Origin of the sequence: Desulfobulbus propionicus DSM 2032 (genome assembly GCF_000186885.1) — a bacterium.
GTDB classification, from domain to species: Bacteria; Desulfobacterota; Desulfobulbia; order Desulfobulbales; family Desulfobulbaceae; genus Desulfobulbus; species Desulfobulbus propionicus.
On record NC_014972.1, the window covers coordinates 1,676,613 to 1,692,733 of the forward strand.

Annotated in this window: 14 protein-coding genes; 2 read left to right on the plus strand and 12 right to left on the minus strand. The window is 60.1% G+C overall.

Annotated features, from left to right (window positions below; translation table 11 throughout):
• Positions 1 to 22: 22 nt before the first annotated feature.
• The 5 genes from DESPR_RS07330 to DESPR_RS07350 form a co-directional block, all read right to left on the minus strand.
• The gene (locus DESPR_RS07330) at positions 23 to 373 is read right to left on the minus strand and encodes a hypothetical protein (protein WP_169701559.1); all 351 of its coding nucleotides are present in this window, start codon (positions 371 to 373) and stop codon (positions 23 to 25) included.
• 8 nt (positions 374 to 381) lie between these two features.
• Positions 382 to 678, minus strand: a complete 297-nt coding sequence (locus tag DESPR_RS07335; RefSeq protein WP_015724169.1) for a hypothetical protein — start codon at positions 676 to 678, stop codon at positions 382 to 384.
• Between the two features lie 57 nt (positions 679 to 735).
• Positions 736 to 1,620 (minus strand): universal stress protein, encoded by an 885-nt coding sequence (locus DESPR_RS07340; protein WP_015724170.1) that lies wholly within the window; start codon positions 1,618 to 1,620, stop codon positions 736 to 738.
• Between the two features lie 25 nt (positions 1,621 to 1,645).
• The gene (locus DESPR_RS07345) at positions 1,646 to 2,701 is read right to left on the minus strand and encodes a sulfite exporter TauE/SafE family protein (RefSeq protein ID WP_015724171.1); all 1,056 of its coding nucleotides are present in this window, start codon (positions 2,699 to 2,701) and stop codon (positions 1,646 to 1,648) included.
• Between the two features lie 68 nt (positions 2,702 to 2,769).
• Positions 2,770 to 3,612, minus strand: coding sequence for an adenine nucleotide alpha hydrolase family protein (locus DESPR_RS07350; RefSeq protein WP_015724172.1), 843 nt, complete (start codon positions 3,610 to 3,612; stop codon positions 2,770 to 2,772).
• Between the two features lie 490 nt (positions 3,613 to 4,102).
• Here DESPR_RS07350 and lon point away from each other — a divergent pair, with 490 nt between their 5' ends.
• Positions 4,103 to 6,250: an endopeptidase La gene (lon, locus tag DESPR_RS07355; RefSeq protein WP_015724173.1), complete on the plus strand. Its 2,148-nt coding sequence runs from the start codon at positions 4,103 to 4,105 to the stop codon at positions 6,248 to 6,250.
• Here lon and DESPR_RS07360 read toward each other — a convergent pair.
• The 7 genes from DESPR_RS07360 to DESPR_RS07390 form a co-directional block, all read right to left on the minus strand.
• Entirely contained in the window at positions 6,164 to 7,525 is a 1,362-nt protein-coding gene (locus DESPR_RS07360) for a sigma-54-dependent transcriptional regulator (RefSeq protein ID WP_015724174.1), read from the minus strand. The two genes, lon and DESPR_RS07360, sit on opposite strands and share 87 nt — an antisense overlap.
• On the minus strand, positions 7,522 to 8,967 hold the full coding sequence (locus tag DESPR_RS07365; protein ID WP_015724175.1) for a HAMP domain-containing sensor histidine kinase: 1,446 nt from the start codon (positions 8,965 to 8,967) through the stop codon (positions 7,522 to 7,524). The genes DESPR_RS07360 and DESPR_RS07365 overlap by 4 nt, the downstream gene beginning before the upstream one ends.
• Before the next feature lie 61 nt (positions 8,968 to 9,028).
• Complete coding sequence (locus DESPR_RS07370) at positions 9,029 to 10,135, minus strand: ABC transporter permease (protein WP_015724176.1); 1,107 nt, start codon at positions 10,133 to 10,135, stop codon at positions 9,029 to 9,031.
• A gap of 5 nt (positions 10,136 to 10,140) precedes the next feature.
• Complete coding sequence (locus DESPR_RS07375) at positions 10,141 to 11,265, minus strand: ABC transporter permease (protein ID WP_015724177.1); 1,125 nt, start codon at positions 11,263 to 11,265, stop codon at positions 10,141 to 10,143.
• Positions 11,262 to 13,070 (minus strand): ATP-binding cassette domain-containing protein, encoded by a 1,809-nt coding sequence (locus DESPR_RS07380; protein WP_015724178.1) that lies wholly within the window; start codon positions 13,068 to 13,070, stop codon positions 11,262 to 11,264. The genes DESPR_RS07375 and DESPR_RS07380 overlap by 4 nt, the downstream gene beginning before the upstream one ends.
• A 290-nt stretch (positions 13,071 to 13,360) precedes the next feature.
• Positions 13,361 to 13,831, minus strand: a complete 471-nt coding sequence (locus tag DESPR_RS07385; protein WP_015724179.1) for a YbhB/YbcL family Raf kinase inhibitor-like protein — start codon at positions 13,829 to 13,831, stop codon at positions 13,361 to 13,363.
• A gap of 78 nt (positions 13,832 to 13,909) precedes the next feature.
• Positions 13,910 to 14,458 (minus strand): HPF/RaiA family ribosome-associated protein, encoded by a 549-nt coding sequence (locus DESPR_RS07390; RefSeq protein ID WP_015724180.1) that lies wholly within the window; start codon positions 14,456 to 14,458, stop codon positions 13,910 to 13,912.
• A gap of 648 nt (positions 14,459 to 15,106) precedes the next feature.
• On the opposite strand from DESPR_RS07390, the gene DESPR_RS07395 reads away from it, so the two are divergent.
• Positions 15,107 to 16,093, plus strand: coding sequence for a helix-turn-helix transcriptional regulator (locus DESPR_RS07395; protein ID WP_015724181.1), 987 nt, complete (start codon positions 15,107 to 15,109; stop codon positions 16,091 to 16,093).
• The last annotated feature ends 28 nt before the right edge of the window (positions 16,094 to 16,121 follow it).

Here is a 16,121-nt window from a genome sequence, read left to right on the forward strand (position 1 = left end):
TGGCCCAACGCTGTTCGGAGCTTTATGCGGGAGGTTCGTTAGTCTCTTCAAAGATGAAACCATACCATGGCCGCCTGTTCATATAACCAAGCGAATAGCATTCCATCTTCTGTTCCGCGTGTTTTCGCGCCATGTACTCCATCCATGCCGATGCCTGCAATCGGCTCGGAAACGGTCCCACCTCGACGATGGGGCGATGGGCTATGCCTTTCTTGTCCAAAAACCTGTTGATTTCCGTCATTTCTTGATAGATGGCCGCTTGCATGCCGCGTTGTTCCTTGCGTGTCGTCCGTTGCTGTTGATGAACATGCCCCTTGATGTCGGTCAAAGGGAAGAATAATCGTTGGTCTCTTGCTGCGGTGCGTGTGCGCATGGCCGGCTCTACAGCCGTGCGTACATGCGCGTCGCCCTCTTGTTCCCGCTCTTGTCGAGAACGGTTTCCTGAGATGCGCTGGCTTGTTTTGCCGGCATGACCGGTTCTGCTTGTTTGTTGCCGGTCAAATCAGCGCAGTGGAAAAAGAGATACCAATCATCCCGCTGCGCGTGCGCCGGTTTCTTTTTCCCTTCCGTGGATGAAGGGCCACCAAACAGACGACCCGCCATCCGTCCGGCGACGGTCACTCCATGAATCAGGCAAAGGAGCAGGATGGATCCGGTGAAGAACATATTCGCTTCCATTGTTTCCTCCTTACGGCTGAAAAGCGTTCTTCTTGAGAGGAAACGAGGCCGGTAACCTTATAGAGGATCGCGTACCCCGTTTTTCCCTAATCGTTTCACCACTAAAGTCGGCAAGGGCGAAATGGCGGCCACCCGTTCCACCACGCTGCCCATGAGCAGGGTCCCCAAAGCCGTTCGACCGTAGGTGCCCAGAACAATCAGATCGATGTGATGCTTCTCGCCGTATTTGACGATTTTATCGTACGGCGCACCATGGACGATTTCGGTGGTCACCTTCACGCCCAGGCGTTCGCCCTGGCCGGCAAGGGTTTGAAGAGGCGGAAAACTCCGTCTTCGCGCCTCTTCCAGAACGCCGTAGAGAAAGCTTCGCTCCAGGGGGATGTCCAGCACGGTCAGGGCATGGACCTCGCCGCCAAAGGCCAGGGCCAATTCCAGGGCCCGTTGTCCGGCTTCCATGCTGTAGCGGGAACCGTCGATTCCGACCAGGATCCGGGAGAAGTTGATCGCCGAATGTTCCGGAATCATCAGGACATCGCAGGGGCTGCATCCAATCACCTTGGCGGTGGTTCTTCCCAGGAAGACCCGTTCCAGCGTTGATCGTTTGGGGTAGCCCATCAGCACCAGCCCCGCGTTTTCCTGCTCCGCCGCATGCACGATCTCCTCGGTCGGATCGCCGATGGCGTGCAGGGTGCGCAACGGCTGTCCGGCGGTCAACGCCTCCTGCCTGGCGTCTTCCAGGCACTGGATGAACGGCTGGCTGAGCTGCTGGTCGGCGTTGGCGATTTTCCACCGATGCATGTTGCCCTCGTATCGGGGCGTCACCGAGATGGCGATCAGTTGTGCTTTGAGAAAAAGGGCCAGGCGCAGCGCCTGCTGAAATACCGCCTGGCTTGATTTGCCCGGGTCCAGGGCGACAAGGATGGTGCTGATGCCTTCGGTCATGGCGGTTTCCTCCCGGAGCTGATGATTACCCGTTGGCGGCGATCCTTTCCAATCGCCTTGCCTTGAACAGGCTGGACAGGATGATCGACGCCCCCACCAGCAAGGCAAAACACATGATGGCAAAACTGAGTTGGGTCATCAGCTTGACCGCGCCATCGCTCAACAGGACCAGATGCAGTTCGTTGAGATACTTGGGGATGGCGAAAAACCGGCTGACCGCGACGATGAGCATGATCGTGGCCATCACGTATTTGATCATGTATTCCTTGACATAGGTGGTACCGATCGCACCCAGCTGGACGCCAAACAGCGAGCCGGCAAGGATGATCATCACTAGGCGGATGTCGACCATGCCGTAATAGGCCCAAATCAGGGTGCCGCCCAATCCCATGACAAAGGCGATGACCAGCTCGGTGGCCGAGGCGACGATACTGGTGGCGCCGATGATGTACATCAACCCCGGCACGCCGATGAAGCCGCCGACGGCGATGGTGGCCGCCAACATGCCGGTGGCCACGGCGACCGGCACCAGGAACCAGAGACTGATGCGCAGATTGGCGGTCTTGAGGGTGAGCATCGGCCACAGTTCGATCCGCTGCAGACGCTTGGCCAGGGAGGGGACGCTTTCGCTTGTTCCGCCAGCGCGCTTCATCGTGATGGCGTCGCGCATGACAAAGGAACCGACCGTCACCAGCACCAGCACAAAGATGAAGCTGACATACAGGTTGGAACCTGCCTGCCCCCATCTGTCGAGAATGTATTTTTGCACCATGATGCCCGCCTGGACACCGATTTCCGCGAAAACGCCCATGATGAGTCCGAGCTTGATATCCACCTGGCCGTATTTGTAGCGCTTGATGGCGCCGACCAGGGCCTTGGGGAATTTGTGGCACATGTTGCTGGCCACGGCCACGGTTCCGGGAACTCCGAGGCTCATCATGCCGGGAGTCAGCACAAAGGCCCCGCCGGAGCCGATGAACCCGCTGACCAGGCCGCCGATGAACCCGACCAGGAAAAGAAAGGTGATCGTGTAGACGTTGAGATCGATGAACTGTATGACTTCACTGACTGGGCCGTGCATGGTGTCCTCCTGTGGGCTGTTGTGACTGCATGTGGTGTGTTAGGCGTTCCATCCCGCTGCCCAGGGTCTCAGGCATTCAGCTGCAGCCGAGGCCGGGTATCCGGACGAGGGGCAACGACCGGCTCCGTGAGCGGACGGTCCTGCTCCACCCGCGGCGCGGCGGTTTTCCTGGAGGCTTCGATCCCGAGTGCCGACCAGAAGGCGCTGGTGAAGTTGCCGTGGAAAAAGGACACCGCAAAGACCGTTGCCACCGGCAGCACCGCGAACAAACCACCCTTGGCGAAATAGGTCATTACAACATCCTGGTTGGCAAACACAGCCGCGTACAATCCCGTTGTCAGGGTGCCAAAAAGGAAACAATTCTTCACGTGCCGTTTTCTGCTGGTGGTGGACATAGCTGTTACTCCTTTGTTGTTGGGGGGATGAATAAGGGTCCTCTTGCGCTGACCTTGGTTGGTTGTGATGACGGGAAAAACAGGAACCGGAGAATGTTTGGCGACCTCGCCCAGGCGGATGCCCTTGTCGATGATGACGAATTCGATCCGTTTCTTGGCGTGGCAGAGCCGGCTGACGACGACGCCCACCTTGCCCTCCTCGCGGAGATGCTCGATGGCCACTTTCTTGGTCTTTGCCTTGCCGCGAAACAGAGCCGTGCTCTCTTCCATGGCCGCAGCGAACAGCCGACAGCGTCTACCGCTGTCCTTGTAAAAGGGAAGGGTGTCGACATGGACCGTGACAATGCCGTAGCCCAGCCGATGGGCCACATTGAGGGCATAGTCCATGACATGCTCGGACAGGTGTCCGTTGCGCGTCACCACGAGAATGTAAGGACGATCCTGATGGTGCTCGACCCGGTGGTCGAGGAGGGGCGGGGAGGAGGCTGACGGATCACGCCTCTCTATGGCAACCATGTTTCGCCTCCCAGCGGATTGTTTCTCAAGAGTTGAATGGGTTCTGCCCTGCTATACCAAGAACCGTGCCATTGGGGGTTTTTTGCATATCATCCTGATGTGACAATATTTTTTTCTTGTTGTCGATCGGGCGGCCAGGACGACGATTGTTGCAAAAAGAAACACTGGTCCGACAATAGACTATTGAGGCCCTCTGGAGTGTTGCATTGTGCAACTTTTGCTTTGCTGGGCTGCAACAGGGGCGGGTGCAAGGACGTCCTTGGCAGGGGGTGTCAAGGGCGGTGGAAGCGGCAGGAATCGTTGTTTTGCTCCCTGATCAGGGGGAAGCCCGGTCGATGCCAGACTTCGATAAGGCATTAGTCTTGCAAAAATTCTCCTGTCGTTTGTATATCCACAGAAGCCGGACGTCCTTTCATCGGGTATGGGCGCCATTCAAGGCCTCCCGGAGGATCATCGTCAATGGACAGTCAAACAATACGGGGAAATCGATATGTTTTTTAAAAAACGGATTGAACCTGCCGAAGAGACCTCTCGGCATCAGACAGCCCCTTCCTCTCCTTCGCCGCTGGATCTGCTGCGCGGCAGGATCAGGGAGGCGCACCTCCCCCATCTGGTCATGGAAGCGGTGACCGGCGAGTTGGAAAAGCTGGAAAAGACGGAACCGGCGGTGGCGGAATATTCGGTGGGGTTCAACTACATCGAACTGGTGCTCAGTCTGCCGTGGAATGTCTCGTCACAGTGCACCTTCGATCTGGAGCGGGCGCAGCGTGTTCTCGATACCCGCCATTACGGCCTGGCCCAGGTCAAACAACGCATTCTCGAGTTCTTGGCGGCCAAAACCCTGTGCAGCAAGGCACGGCAGTCCATCTTGATTGTCGATGACGAGGAAATCGCCCGCGCCAACATGGAGCATGTGCTCAAGAAGGAAGGCTATGCGTGCCATTGCGCCAGCCACGGTGCCGAGGCCCTGGAGATCATGGCGCGCGAGGATATCGACTTGATCATCACCGATCTGAAGATGGAGCGGATGGATGGCATCGAGCTGCTGCAGCATGTCAACCGGACCTCGCCCGAGATCCCGGTGATCATGGTCACTGGGTTCGCCACGGTCAGTTCGGCGGTGGACGCCCTGAAAAAGGGCGCGGCCCACTATCTGGGCAAGCCGGTCAACCTTGATGAGTTGCGCAAGACGGTCAAGGAGGTGCTGGAGAAGAAATTGTTCGTGCAGATGGGCAAGGGACCGATCCTCTGCTTCACCGGCCCTCCGGGCACAGGCAAGACCTCGGTGGGCAAGGCGATCGCCGAGGCGTTGCAGCGCCAGTTCATCCGCATTTCCCTAGCCGGCCTGCGCGACGAGGCGGAACTGCGCGGCCACCGGCGGACCTATGTCGGCGCCCTGCCCGGACGGGTGATCACCGAGCTGAAGCGGGCCGGGGTCAACAATCCGGTGCTGATGCTCGATGAAATCGACAAAATCGGCCAGGATTTCCGTGGCGATCCCGCCTCGGTCCTCCTTGAGGTGCTCGATCCGGAACAGAACACCCATTTCACCGACCATTATCTCGAACTGCCCTTTGATTTGTCGCGGGTCATGTTCATCGCCACGGCCAACGATGTGTCCACTCTGCCCCGGCCGCTGCTCGATCGCATGGAGTGCATCGAATTCTCGGGCTACACGGAAAAGGAAAAACTGCATATCGCGCAACAGTTCATCCTCCCCCGTCAACTCAAGCTCGCCGGGCTGTCCAAATTCTCTGTCGCTTTCACGTCCGAGGCCCTGTCCCGGGTTATCAACGACTACACCCGGGAATCGGGATTGCGGAACCTGGAACGGCAGATTTCCGATATTTGCCGGAAAATAGCCATGATGTGCCTCAAGTCCACCTCCGGACAGGAAGAGCCGGGTCAGGTCGATGCCGCGACGGTGAGCAGGCTGCTCGGCCCGCGAAAATTCTACCGCGAGGCCGCGGAGGCGGTGCCCCAGGTCGGCGTGGCCACGGGGATGGTGTGGGCGGAGACCGGGGGCGAGATTATCAGTGTCGAGACGGCGCGGATGCCGGGCTCCGGGACCCTGTTGCTTACCGGTTCCTTGGGGGAGGTGCTGCGGGAGTCGGCGCAAACGGTTCTCAGTTTTCTGCGCAGCAAGAGTGAGGCGTTCGGGATTGCCGCCGATTTTTACCAGCACAGCGATTTGCATGTACACTTTCCCTCCGGGGCCATTCCCAAGGACGGACCATCGGCAGGGGTGACCATCTTTGCCGCCCTGCTGTCGCTGCTCACCGGCCGCCCGGCTAGGAGGGATGTGGCCATGACCGGCGAGATGACCCTCACCGGCCGCATCCTGCCGGTCAACGGCATTCGCGAGAAAGTATTGGCCGCCAAACGGGCCGGGGTGCGGGTGGTGCTGCTGCCGCTGGCCAATCGGGAGGAGGTGGAGGCCCTGGAGGGTGACGTTGTCGCGGGGGTGCGGGTGCTCTTGGTGGCAAACGCCGCCGAACTGCTGGAGCCGCTGTTCGCGCCGCCTGGGTCGGAGGAGGAAAAAACGCCCGCCTCAGGCGTCGGGATGTTCCAGACCGTATCGCTTGATCTTGCGCCACAGCGAAACCCGGTCGATCCCGAGAATCCTGACCGCGGCTGACTTGTTGCCCTCCACCTCGTCGAGCACCTCGAGGATGTAGCGTTTCTCGTGCTCTTCCAGGGTGGGCCAGTCCTCGCGGCTGTCGCGGATGGTCAGGTGTTCGGTGCCGCCCAACACGCTGGCAATGTGCCGTGGTTCGACGATATCGCTGTCGCAGGCGATGAGAATGCGCTGGGCGATATTTTCCAGTTCCCGGATATTGCCGGGATAATCGTAGCGCATCAGTTGTTTTTCCGCCTCGGGCGCTAACCGGGGCACCGGCCGCCCCAGACGGATGTGTTTGGCCAGGAAATGCTGGGCCAACAGGGGAATGTCCTCCTTGCGCTCGGCCAGGGAAGGAACGGCGATGGTCAGCACATCCAGCCGATAGTAGAGGTCGGCGCGGAAACCGCCGCTCTCGGTTTCCCGTTTCAAATCCTTGTTGGTGGCGGCCAGCACCCTGAAGTCCACCGGTATCTCCGAGGTCCCGCCCACCCGCAGCAGGGTGCGTTCTTGGAGAACCCGCAGCAGCTTCACCTGCATGGAAAGCGGCAATTCCCCCACCTCGTCGAAAAAGACCGTGCCGCCTTCGGCCATCTCCAGCAGCCCCTTCTTGCTCTTGTTGGCCCCGGTAAAGGCGCCGCGCTCATACCCGAACAGTTCGCTGGTGATCAGCTCCTCGGTGAACACGCCGCAGTTGAAGGCGACAAAGCGCTTTTTGTTCCGGGGGCTCAGTTCATGGATGGTCCGGGCGACCAGTTCCTTGCCGGTGCCGGTTTCTCCCTGGATGAGCACATTGCAGTCAAGCTGCGACACCTGATGGATGGTTTCGCGCAGCGCTTGGATTTTCGGACTTTGGCCGACGATGCGCATCGTGCCTTTGTGCGCGTCCACCTGCTCGCGCAGGCGGTGGAGCTCCTTGCGCAGCTGATTTTTTTCCAGGGCCTTGTCGACGACGGCGCGCAGTTCATTGATCTTGAACGGCTTGGCCACGTAATGGTAGGCCCCGCGCCGCATGGCTTCGACCGCGGTGTCCACGCTGGCATGGCCGGTGATCACCACCACCTCCACCGCTGGCCAGCGCTGTTTGGCTTCATCGAGCACCGCCATGCCGTCCTTGCCCGGCATGCACAGATCGGTGAGCACCAGATCCACCTCCTGCTTTTTGAGGAGATCGATCGCCTGCTGCCCGTCCGCGGCCACCAGGGCGGTGTGGCCGTCCTTGCCCACGATGTGGGCCAGATTGTCACGGGCGATGGGTTCGTCGTCGACGATGAGAATTTTCCGTTGGTTCATGCCGTGGGGAGTAAGGAGTCTTTCGGGCCGGGAAAGGGCAGGCGGATGACAAAGGATGTACCCTGCCCGGGAGTGCTTTGCACGGTAATAGTGCCCTGATGTTTTTGAATGATGCCGTAGACCACCGAAAGCCCGAGCCCGGTGCCTTGTCCCGCCTCTTTGGTGGTGAAGAAGGGATCGAAGACTCGTGCCTGGTTTTCTTCCGAGATACCTGCGCCGGTGTCGCTGACCTCGATGACTACTTCGTCGGCCGCTGCATCGAGGGCAGCCTCGATGCTGATCCTGCCCTCGCCTTCGATGGCCTGGGCCGCGTTAATGATCAGGTTGATGAACACCTCCTGCATCCGCTGGACATCGATGGAGAAAACCAGATCCCGGGGGATGTCGATGGTCATGGCGATCTGCGGCGGCACCTGACTCTTGGCGAGAAGCACCGCCTTGCTGACCACCTCGGCCAACTGTATCTCCCGCAGGCAGAAATCCTGGGCGCGCGAGAATTCCAGCAGGCTTTTGACCACGTCCCTGGCCCGCAGCGTTTCCTGGTCGATATTGGTGAGCATGCGCTTGAGCAGAGGGACGTCGCCGCTGTCGAATTCGTCCACCGCGATCTGGCAGGAGGTGGAGATGTTGTTCAATGGGTTGTTGAGCTGGTGGGCCACACCGGCGGTCAGGGTGCCCAGGGAGGAGAGCTTTTCCGCCTGGATGAGCTGGTCTTGCCGCCGTTCCAGTTCGGACACCATGATATTGAAGGTCTCCATGACCTGCTGGATCTCGTCCCGGGTGTTGATCACCTCGATCTTGCGGAATTTTCCCTGGGCAATGGCCTCGGTGGCCTTCTTGATCACCGACAGCGGCTTGAAAATGAGGTAGACGATGAGCAGCGACAGCATGATGCCGATAAATATCGCCACCGACGACCAGGAAATAAGCTGGTTGCGCAAGGTTATCACCATGAGGTGTATTTGATTTTTTTCAAAGGTGACGATGTGCTCGCTGAGTTCCGACAGAATTTTTCCTTGCTGTCGTATGGTATTGGACGTTTCATTGTGGCTGATGTTCGCTTGATCCTGGGATTTGATCAATGAGGTTATATTTTGAATATAGAGATTAATTTCATTGATAAGATGATGTAACTTCGGATTGATGAAAAATCCTTTGTCGGTATTGATGATTTTTTGACATGTTTCGATGGTGCTGTGCATCATCCGCAAATTTTCGTTCAGTGATTCCTTGTTGCCGTACAAGAAATAATTTTTTTCGTGGCGTCGCGCTTCAAGCACGTTGTTCTGGATCTCGTACGAAAGTTCCAGGACTCCTATCTTTTTCTCGGTGGCGACAAGATCGTCATGGGAAACGTAGGCCATCATCATGATGGCACCAATATAAAAAACCAGGACGGCCAGTATTTTTTGGCTCAGTCCAAAAGCGAGAGGTTTCTGCATGGCGGCCTCCTTGGGTGTTGCCGTTTGTGCGTGCGCATGGGGCCCTGGTGAGCGATTCTCTTCAATACATCCGGTGACGGAACAGCCAGGTGGCCAGGCTGAGGGTGATCAGGGCGATGAGCGACATCGGCCAGAGATCGTGGATAAAGTATTCGAGCCCGGCCCCTTCGAGGAACACCCGGCGGACGATGGACAGGAAATAACGCATCGGATCGAGGTAGGTCAAGGTCTGCATGAACGGCGGCATGTTGGCGATCGGGGTGGAGAAGCCGGAGAGGATCACCGCCGGCACGATGAAGAGAAAGGAGCCGAGCAGGGCTTGCTGCAGGGTGGCGGAAAACGACGAGATCATCAACCCCACGCCGATGATGGAGAGCACGTAGATGATCAGTGCCGGATAGAGCACGCTCAACTTGCCGACCAGCGGCACCTCGAACCAGAACACGGTCACCGCGATGATCAGCGAGGCCTCGCCCACGCCGACGATCAATCCGGGCATGGCCTTGCCGATCAGGATCTCCCAGGGGTGGAGGGGCGTGACCAGCAACTGGTCAAAGGTGCCGGCCTCGCGCTCGCGGGCCACCGACAAGGAGGTCACCACCAGGGTGACGATCATGGCCAGCAGGGCGACAATGCCGGGAACGATGAACCAGCGGCTCTCCAGGTTCGGGTTGAACCAGGCGCGGATGTTGAGCCGGGCCGGCAAGCTGGTGCCGTTCACTTCGGCCCGTTCCTCGTTGAAGTCGGTGACAATGGTGCGCACGTAGTTGAGCGCCAGCATAGCGGTGTTGGAGTTGCGGCCGTCGATCAGCACCTGCAGCGGGCAGCCGTCGCCGCCCAGCGCCTCCTGTGCACACTGTTCTCCGATGTGCAGGACCAGGAGCGCTCCACGGCGGTCGATCAGGGGCGCGATCTCGGCCGTTGACCGCAGATACCCCACTATTTTGAAGCCTGGCGAGCGCTCGAACCGGGCCGCCAGATCGCGGGAAAACACCCCCCCATCCTCGTTGAGGATCGCCAGCTTGGCATCCTCCAGGTCAAAGGTGGCGGCATAACCGAACACCAAGAGCTGCAGGATCGGCGGCACGATCACCGCCATGCGGCTTTTCTTGTCGCGAAACAGGGCGAGGAATTCCTTGATGATCAGGGCAAGCAGACGGGCACCCATAACGATTATTCCAGTTTTTTTCGGGTTTTTCGGTAAACGATACCGTGAAAAAACAGGCCCATGGCCACCAGCGCGGCCGCATTGGGCAGCACCACGCTCCACACGTCGCCCACCAGGAACAGGGTTTGGAGAATGGAGACGTAGTAGCGGGCCGCGATCAGGTGGGTGAGCATCTGGATCACCGGCGGCGCGCTCTGGATGTCGAAGATGAAGCCCGAGAGAATGAAGGCCGGAAGAAAGGTGGAGACCATGGCCACCAGCGCGGCCACGAATTGAGAGCGGAAAATGGTGGAAATGAAAAAGCCCATGCCCAGCGCCACCCAGAGAAACAGGGCCGAGGTGGCCAGCAGCAGCCACAGCGAGCCACGCAGCGGCACATGGAAGAGAAAGCGGGCCATCACCAGCGACAGCAGCAGGCCGCCCATGCCGAGGATGAAATAGGGGATCAGTTTGCCCACCAGGATCTCCGGAGCGGAGATGCGGGTGACCAGCAAGGCCTCCATGGTGCCGCGCTCCCACTCGCGGGCAATCACCAGGGCGGTGAGCAGGGCGCCGATCAGGGTCATGATCACCGCCAGCACCCCGGGGACGAGGAAATCGGTGGAGCGCACCTGCGGATTGTACCAGACGCGCTGCTCCAAGCGTACCGGCGCCTGCAGCTGTCTGCCGGCCCGTTCGGCTTGCTGCTCCAGCCAGCCGAACCAAATCCCCTGAACATAGCCTTCGATCAGGCGGGCGGTGTTGGCATCGACCCCGTTGACAATCACCCCGATGGGCGGTGAATCCTTGCGCAGATACTCGCGGCCGAAGGTATGGCGCAGCCAGATGATGCCGTCCACTCGGTTTTCCCGCAGCGCGGTTTCCGCCTCCTGAATCGAGGGGAACGATTCGGGTGCGAAATAGGGAGTCTGAAAAAAGCTGCCGGCAAAGCTCTGCGACTGGCTGTCGGCCTGTTCGACCACCAGCCCGATGCGCACGTCCCTGGCGTCCAGGGACACGCCGTAGCCGAAAATGAGCAGCAGCAGCATCGGCAGAAAAAAAGCAATGGCAATGCTGGAGGGGTCGCGGATGACCTGGAGCCATTCCTTGCGGATCATGCCCCCCAGGCGCATCCGCCGTCCTGGATTCATGCGCCGGTCCTCCCTTGTTCGGGTTCTTTTTTCCCGCTCTCCAGCAAACCGATGAAGGCGTCCTCCATGGTCGCCTCCCGGCCGTCGATCCCCACCAGACCCTCCTTGAGGCTCTCCGGCGTGCCTTCGGCCAGTACCCGGCCATCGGCCATGATCACCAACCGGTCACAGTATTCGGCCTCTTCCATGAAATGGGTGGTGACCAGCACGGTCACGCCCTGGTCGGCCAGGCTGTTGATTTGCACCCAAAACTCGCGCCGGGCCAGGGGATCGACCCCGGAGGTGGGTTCGTCGAGAAACAGCACCTCGGGTTCGTGCATCAGGGCCACGGCCAGGGCCAGCCGTTGCTTGAAACCCAGCGGCAAGGACTGGCTTTCGCTGGCGGCGAACGGAGCGAGGTCAAAGGTGTCCAGGGCCCAGTCGATCTGCGTTTGCCGCTTTGCGCCGCGCAGGCCATAGGCGCTGCTGAAGAATTTGAGATTCTGCAGCACGCTCAGGTTGCCGTAGAGGGAAAACCGTTGTGCCATGTAGCCGATACGCGCCCGGGCGGCTGCCGCGGCCGTGCGCAGATTCATCCCGGCCACGGTGCAGGCGCCGCTGGAAATGGGCAGCAGGCCACAAAGCATGCGAAAGGTGGTGGTCTTGCCGGCGCCGTTGGCCCCGAGCAGGCCGAAGATTTCGCCGTGGCGCACGCGGAAGCTGACATGGTCGACCGCGAGGAAGTCGCCGAAACGGCGCACCAAATTGTCGACCGTGATCACGTCCTGACCGGCAAATCGGCCGTTGGCGCGTTGCAGGGCAATGGGTTGGCCGTTGCCTTCGATGGCCTGGTCGTCTTTGAGGGTGGCGACAAAATAGTCTTCAAAGCGGGGCGGTACCGGGACGATATCCGCCCCGCTTTCGTGCGCCAGTTCAGGCAGGCGCAGGGGCGTCTGTTCCCGGCTGACCACCCGCACCGCCTTGCCGAGAATCAGGGCGTCGAGCACGGCCGGGTCGCGGCTCAACCGCCGTTGCAGGGTCCGTTTGGGCAGGGCCGGGGCGTGGACCAACCAGGTTCGGCCAGCTACCTGACGGCTGAAGGACTGGGGTTGGTCATGGCCGAGAATCTGCCCCTGGTGAATGAGCACCACCTCGGCGCAGCGTTCGGCCTCGTCGAGATAGGCGGTGCTGAGCAGCACGCTCATGCCCTCGGCCTCGACCAGGTGATAGACGATCTGCCACAGCTCCCGCCGCGACACCGGATCGACGCCGACCGTGGGTTCATCGAGCAGCAGCAGGCGCGGCGGCCGCACCAGGGTGCAGACCAGGCCGAGTTTCTGCTTCATGCCGCCGGAGAGCCGCCCGGCCAGACGGCCGCGAAACCCCTCCAGGCCGGCCATGGCCAGCAGTTGTTTGTACCGCCCCGGCCGCAGGGGCGGTTCCACGCCCTGCAGATCGGCATAGAGATCGAGATTTTCCTGGACGGTGAGATCTTCGTAGAGGCCGAAGCGCTGCGGCATGTAGCCCACACTGGCCTGGACCTTGAGCGGCTCGCGGACCGCATCGATCTCCAAGGCGCGGATATCGCCCCCGTCCGGGCTGAGCAATCCAGCGCACAGCCGCATCAGGGTGGTCTTGCCCGCTCCATCCGGACCGATCAAGCCGGTGACCATGCGTGGTTTGACGGTGCAGCTCACCCCGGCCAGGGCGGTGACCTGCTGGTTGTTAACGGTGAAGGTCTTGCTGACCCGATCGAGGATCAGAGCCGGTCGGGGAGCCGGATCAGGGACGAGGGCTTCGGCCGCTGAAGGCAGTGGCGGGCTCATGGGCGGCGCCGCGACGTTGCCGCCGGGCAAGGGACGGACGTATTTTCACGCTGGGAACGGGAGTGCAGCAGGGCGAAGCTGGAACAGACCATGGAGACCTCTGAACGATCGGGTGGCGGAACAATGTGCCGCCATCATACCACAACCGCTCGAATTTTCTCCATGGCTGGACAAAAAAAGAGGCAAAATCCGGCGCGCGCCCAGCCGCAAGCCAAGTTTTCGCCCACGGCTTCCAGGCGAAAAATCGTCAAGCGGGCCGGGTACACACGAAGGGAAGGGCATCGTGCCGCTCAGCGCTGATAGGTGCCCATCAACTCAGCTTCTGCCAGCACATGTCCTTGCATGGCCCGTTCCACCTCGCTTCTCGTGGGGTTGCCCAGGTTGGGCAGGACCGCGTCCAGGGCGTAGAGCCTGAAGAAATACCGATGGCGGCCGATGGGCGGGCAGGGGCCGCCGTAGCCGGTACGGCGCCAGTCATTGACGCCCTCCCTGGTGCCAGGAGGAAGATCGGCCCGGGATACGGCCTCCGGCAGGCCCGTGCAGTCGGCGGGCAGGTTGTACAGCACCCAATGGACCCAGGTGGTTTTCGGCGCCAGCGGATCGGGTGCGTCCGGATCAACGACCAGCAGCGCCAGGCTTCGGGTTGCCGGCGGCATCCCTGTCCAGCTCAGCGGCGGCGACAGATCGTGGCCGTCACAGGTATATAAGGAGGGAATTCTGCCCTGATGGCCAAAGGCGGTGGAGGAAAGTTTCAAGCTCATGCACATGCCCCCCGAAAGTTGTCCGCATCAGCGATTGCTGACAAAGAAGGCCGGTTCATCCCGATATCCGGCGTCGCGCTAGACCACCTTGACGTTGCGTGCCTGCGGCCCCTTGTCGCCGTCTTCCTCGCGGAATTGCACCGCCGTGCCGATGGTCAAGGCATCGAAATTCGTATTGAGCACGCTGTTGCGGTGAAAATAGATGTCCCGGTCATCCGAGGTGGTGATGGTGCCGTAGTCCTCCATGGGCGAGAGATGGGTGATCTTGCCCGATGGTATTTCCTCGTGGACCTTGACTTCGCCCTTGCGCCGCTCCGTGTATTGTTCGAGCTGGCGACCGGCGGCGGCAAAGGCGTCGCGCAAGGCGACATAGACATCCTGATGGGCCTGGTTGCGCGGGTCCGGCTCGCGGTTCACCTCCAGCTTGCCCTCTGGACAGGTGAGATCGATGCGGATTTTATAAAGGCCGCCCTTCTGCTTGTTCTGCAACGGCGCCTCCACCACCACCCGGCAACTGATGATTCCGCCGTGATACCGGCTCAACTTTTCGACACGCTTGCGGATTTCCGCTTCAACGGCTTCCGATTTCGCGGTGTTCCGAAACGTAACTTGTAAGGGTACCTGCATGAGACGCCTCCTTGAGGTGGCACGATAAACGGCCCTGGTTTTCTCTTCCCCTTGGCTGACAGCCGAAGGGAAACAGGGGAAGCATGGCGTATTCCTGGCAAACAACCTGAAAAAACTCTTTTTTTTAAAATAGAAAAACAGCGAAGGAAATTCAAGGAAGGGAAAGTGGAGAGGGAATGGAGATACAATCTATCCATGTAAACCGTAAGTCATCAATCCACAACCAGGCGCGAGACATGCCGACCGGCGCAACCGGGTCGCCTCGGGGGCTTGGGGTATGGTGTGGGGATGCCGCGCTCATTGGGCCAGGAGCCTGAGGTCGGATTCGCCTGCGATGGAAAATACGACGGCGGCAAGGGCTTGATGGTGCCGGTTTGTCCGATCGGCCCGGAGAAGCCGCTCATCGATGGCGGCGGTGCGACCGGGCTGAACCCCTTGTCCTGCAAGCAAAGTCAACCTGCCCTCTCTTTGGGGGCGGCTCCATTGTGGCGATTCGCGCCGCGATCACCCAGGATGGTTGGTAAAATAATGAGTGATATTTGATGGTTGTTGCTTGCGTCCACCTGTGGTAGGAAAAGGTGTGCCGCTGGCGGCCGAGCCGAGCTCCCGACGGTCAGCAGCCATGACTATCCGCAACGGAGGAACGGCATGTCCGAACGGCTGAAGTTCGAGCGCTTTTTCTGGTTTCACGCGCAGGTCAAGCGAGCGCGCTTCCCCAATACCAGAAATCTGGTCGAGACATTCGAGGTTTCGGAACGAACCGCCCAGCGAGACATCGACTTCATGCGTGACCGATTGGATGCGCCCCTCGAATTCGATCGATCGCGAAACGGCTACCGCTACACGGACGACGCCTACGAAATTCCTGCCTCGTGGATCGACGAGGACAGCCTGTTGTCCTTGGCCCTGGCGGCGCGGCTGGCCTCGACCATACCCGATACCGCCGTCAAGGAGGATTTGTGCCGCTTGATCGGTCGCATGCTCCGCCTTTCCCGACACGAGGAATATGCCTGCCTCGATCGGCTGGGCGACAAGGTTTCCGTCAAGAATATCGAGTACGCCCGGGTAGATGAACAGTTTTTTCGTCTGATTGTTCAGGCCCTGTTCGACGACCGCTCCCTGCGCATCACCTATTGTTCCCCACACAGCGGCGCAGTCTCCGAACGGATAGTGCAGCCGCTCCACCTGATGCACTACATGGGCAGTTGGCATCTGCTGGCTTGGTGCGCCGCCAGGGAAGCCATCCGCGATTTTGCCTTGGCTCGATTGCAGGCGGTTGCATTGGCCGATACCCCCGTGCAAGTGCCCCTCGACCTACCGCCGATCAAGGAATATACCCGCCGCCACTTCGGCATCATGCAAGGCGAGACCGCCACCATCGTGACCCTGCGTTTCTCGCCCCACATCGCCCCTCGCATCCGCGAGCAGATCTGGCACCCCGACCAGCAGACCACCCCGAAGCCCGACGGCAGCCTCCTGCTCAGCTTTCCCACCGCCGATTTCCGCGAACTGACCCGAAATATCCTCAGCTACGGCGCCGAGGTGCGGGTGGAGGAACCGGCGGAGCTACGGGAGCTGGTTCGCGGGGAAATCGAGAAAATGTTCAGAAATTTGTGCAGCCCTGACATCGAATGACAGGGCGGGGGTGGTAGGGTGGAGCCAT

Excerpts from the sequence above, each read along its gene's own strand:
- DESPR_RS07370 (WP_015724176.1), bottom strand. The coding sequence starts at position 10,135 with ATGGGTGCCCGTCTGCTTGCCCTGATCATCAAGGAATTCCTCGCCCTG.
- DESPR_RS07335 (WP_015724169.1), bottom strand. The coding sequence starts at position 678 with ATGGAAGCGAATATGTTCTTCACCGGATCCATCCTGCTCCTTTGCCTG.
- DESPR_RS07380 (WP_015724178.1), bottom strand. The coding sequence starts at position 13,070 with ATGAGCCCGCCACTGCCTTCAGCGGCCGAAGCCCTCGTCCCTGATCCG.
- DESPR_RS07340 (WP_015724170.1), bottom strand. The coding sequence starts at position 1,620 with ATGACCGAAGGCATCAGCACCATCCTTGTCGCCCTGGACCCGGGCAAA.
- DESPR_RS07360 (WP_015724174.1), bottom strand. The coding sequence starts at position 7,525 with ATGAACCAACGGAAAATTCTCATCGTCGACGACGAACCCATCGCCCGT.
- DESPR_RS07375 (WP_015724177.1), bottom strand. The coding sequence starts at position 11,265 with ATGAATCCAGGACGGCGGATGCGCCTGGGGGGCATGATCCGCAAGGAA.
- DESPR_RS07350 (WP_015724172.1), bottom strand. The coding sequence starts at position 3,612 with ATGGTTGCCATAGAGAGGCGTGATCCGTCAGCCTCCTCCCCGCCCCTC.
- lon (WP_015724173.1), top strand. The coding sequence starts at position 4,103 with ATGTTTTTTAAAAAACGGATTGAACCTGCCGAAGAGACCTCTCGGCAT.
- DESPR_RS07345 (WP_015724171.1), bottom strand. The coding sequence starts at position 2,701 with ATGCACGGCCCAGTCAGTGAAGTCATACAGTTCATCGATCTCAACGTC.
- DESPR_RS07385 (WP_015724179.1), bottom strand. The coding sequence starts at position 13,831 with ATGAGCTTGAAACTTTCCTCCACCGCCTTTGGCCATCAGGGCAGAATT.
- DESPR_RS07395 (WP_015724181.1), top strand. The coding sequence starts at position 15,107 with ATGTCCGAACGGCTGAAGTTCGAGCGCTTTTTCTGGTTTCACGCGCAG.
- DESPR_RS07330 (WP_169701559.1), bottom strand. The coding sequence starts at position 373 with ATGCGCACACGCACCGCAGCAAGAGACCAACGATTATTCTTCCCTTTG.
- DESPR_RS07365 (WP_015724175.1), bottom strand. The coding sequence starts at position 8,967 with ATGCAGAAACCTCTCGCTTTTGGACTGAGCCAAAAAATACTGGCCGTC.
- DESPR_RS07390 (WP_015724180.1), bottom strand. The coding sequence starts at position 14,458 with ATGCAGGTACCCTTACAAGTTACGTTTCGGAACACCGCGAAATCGGAA.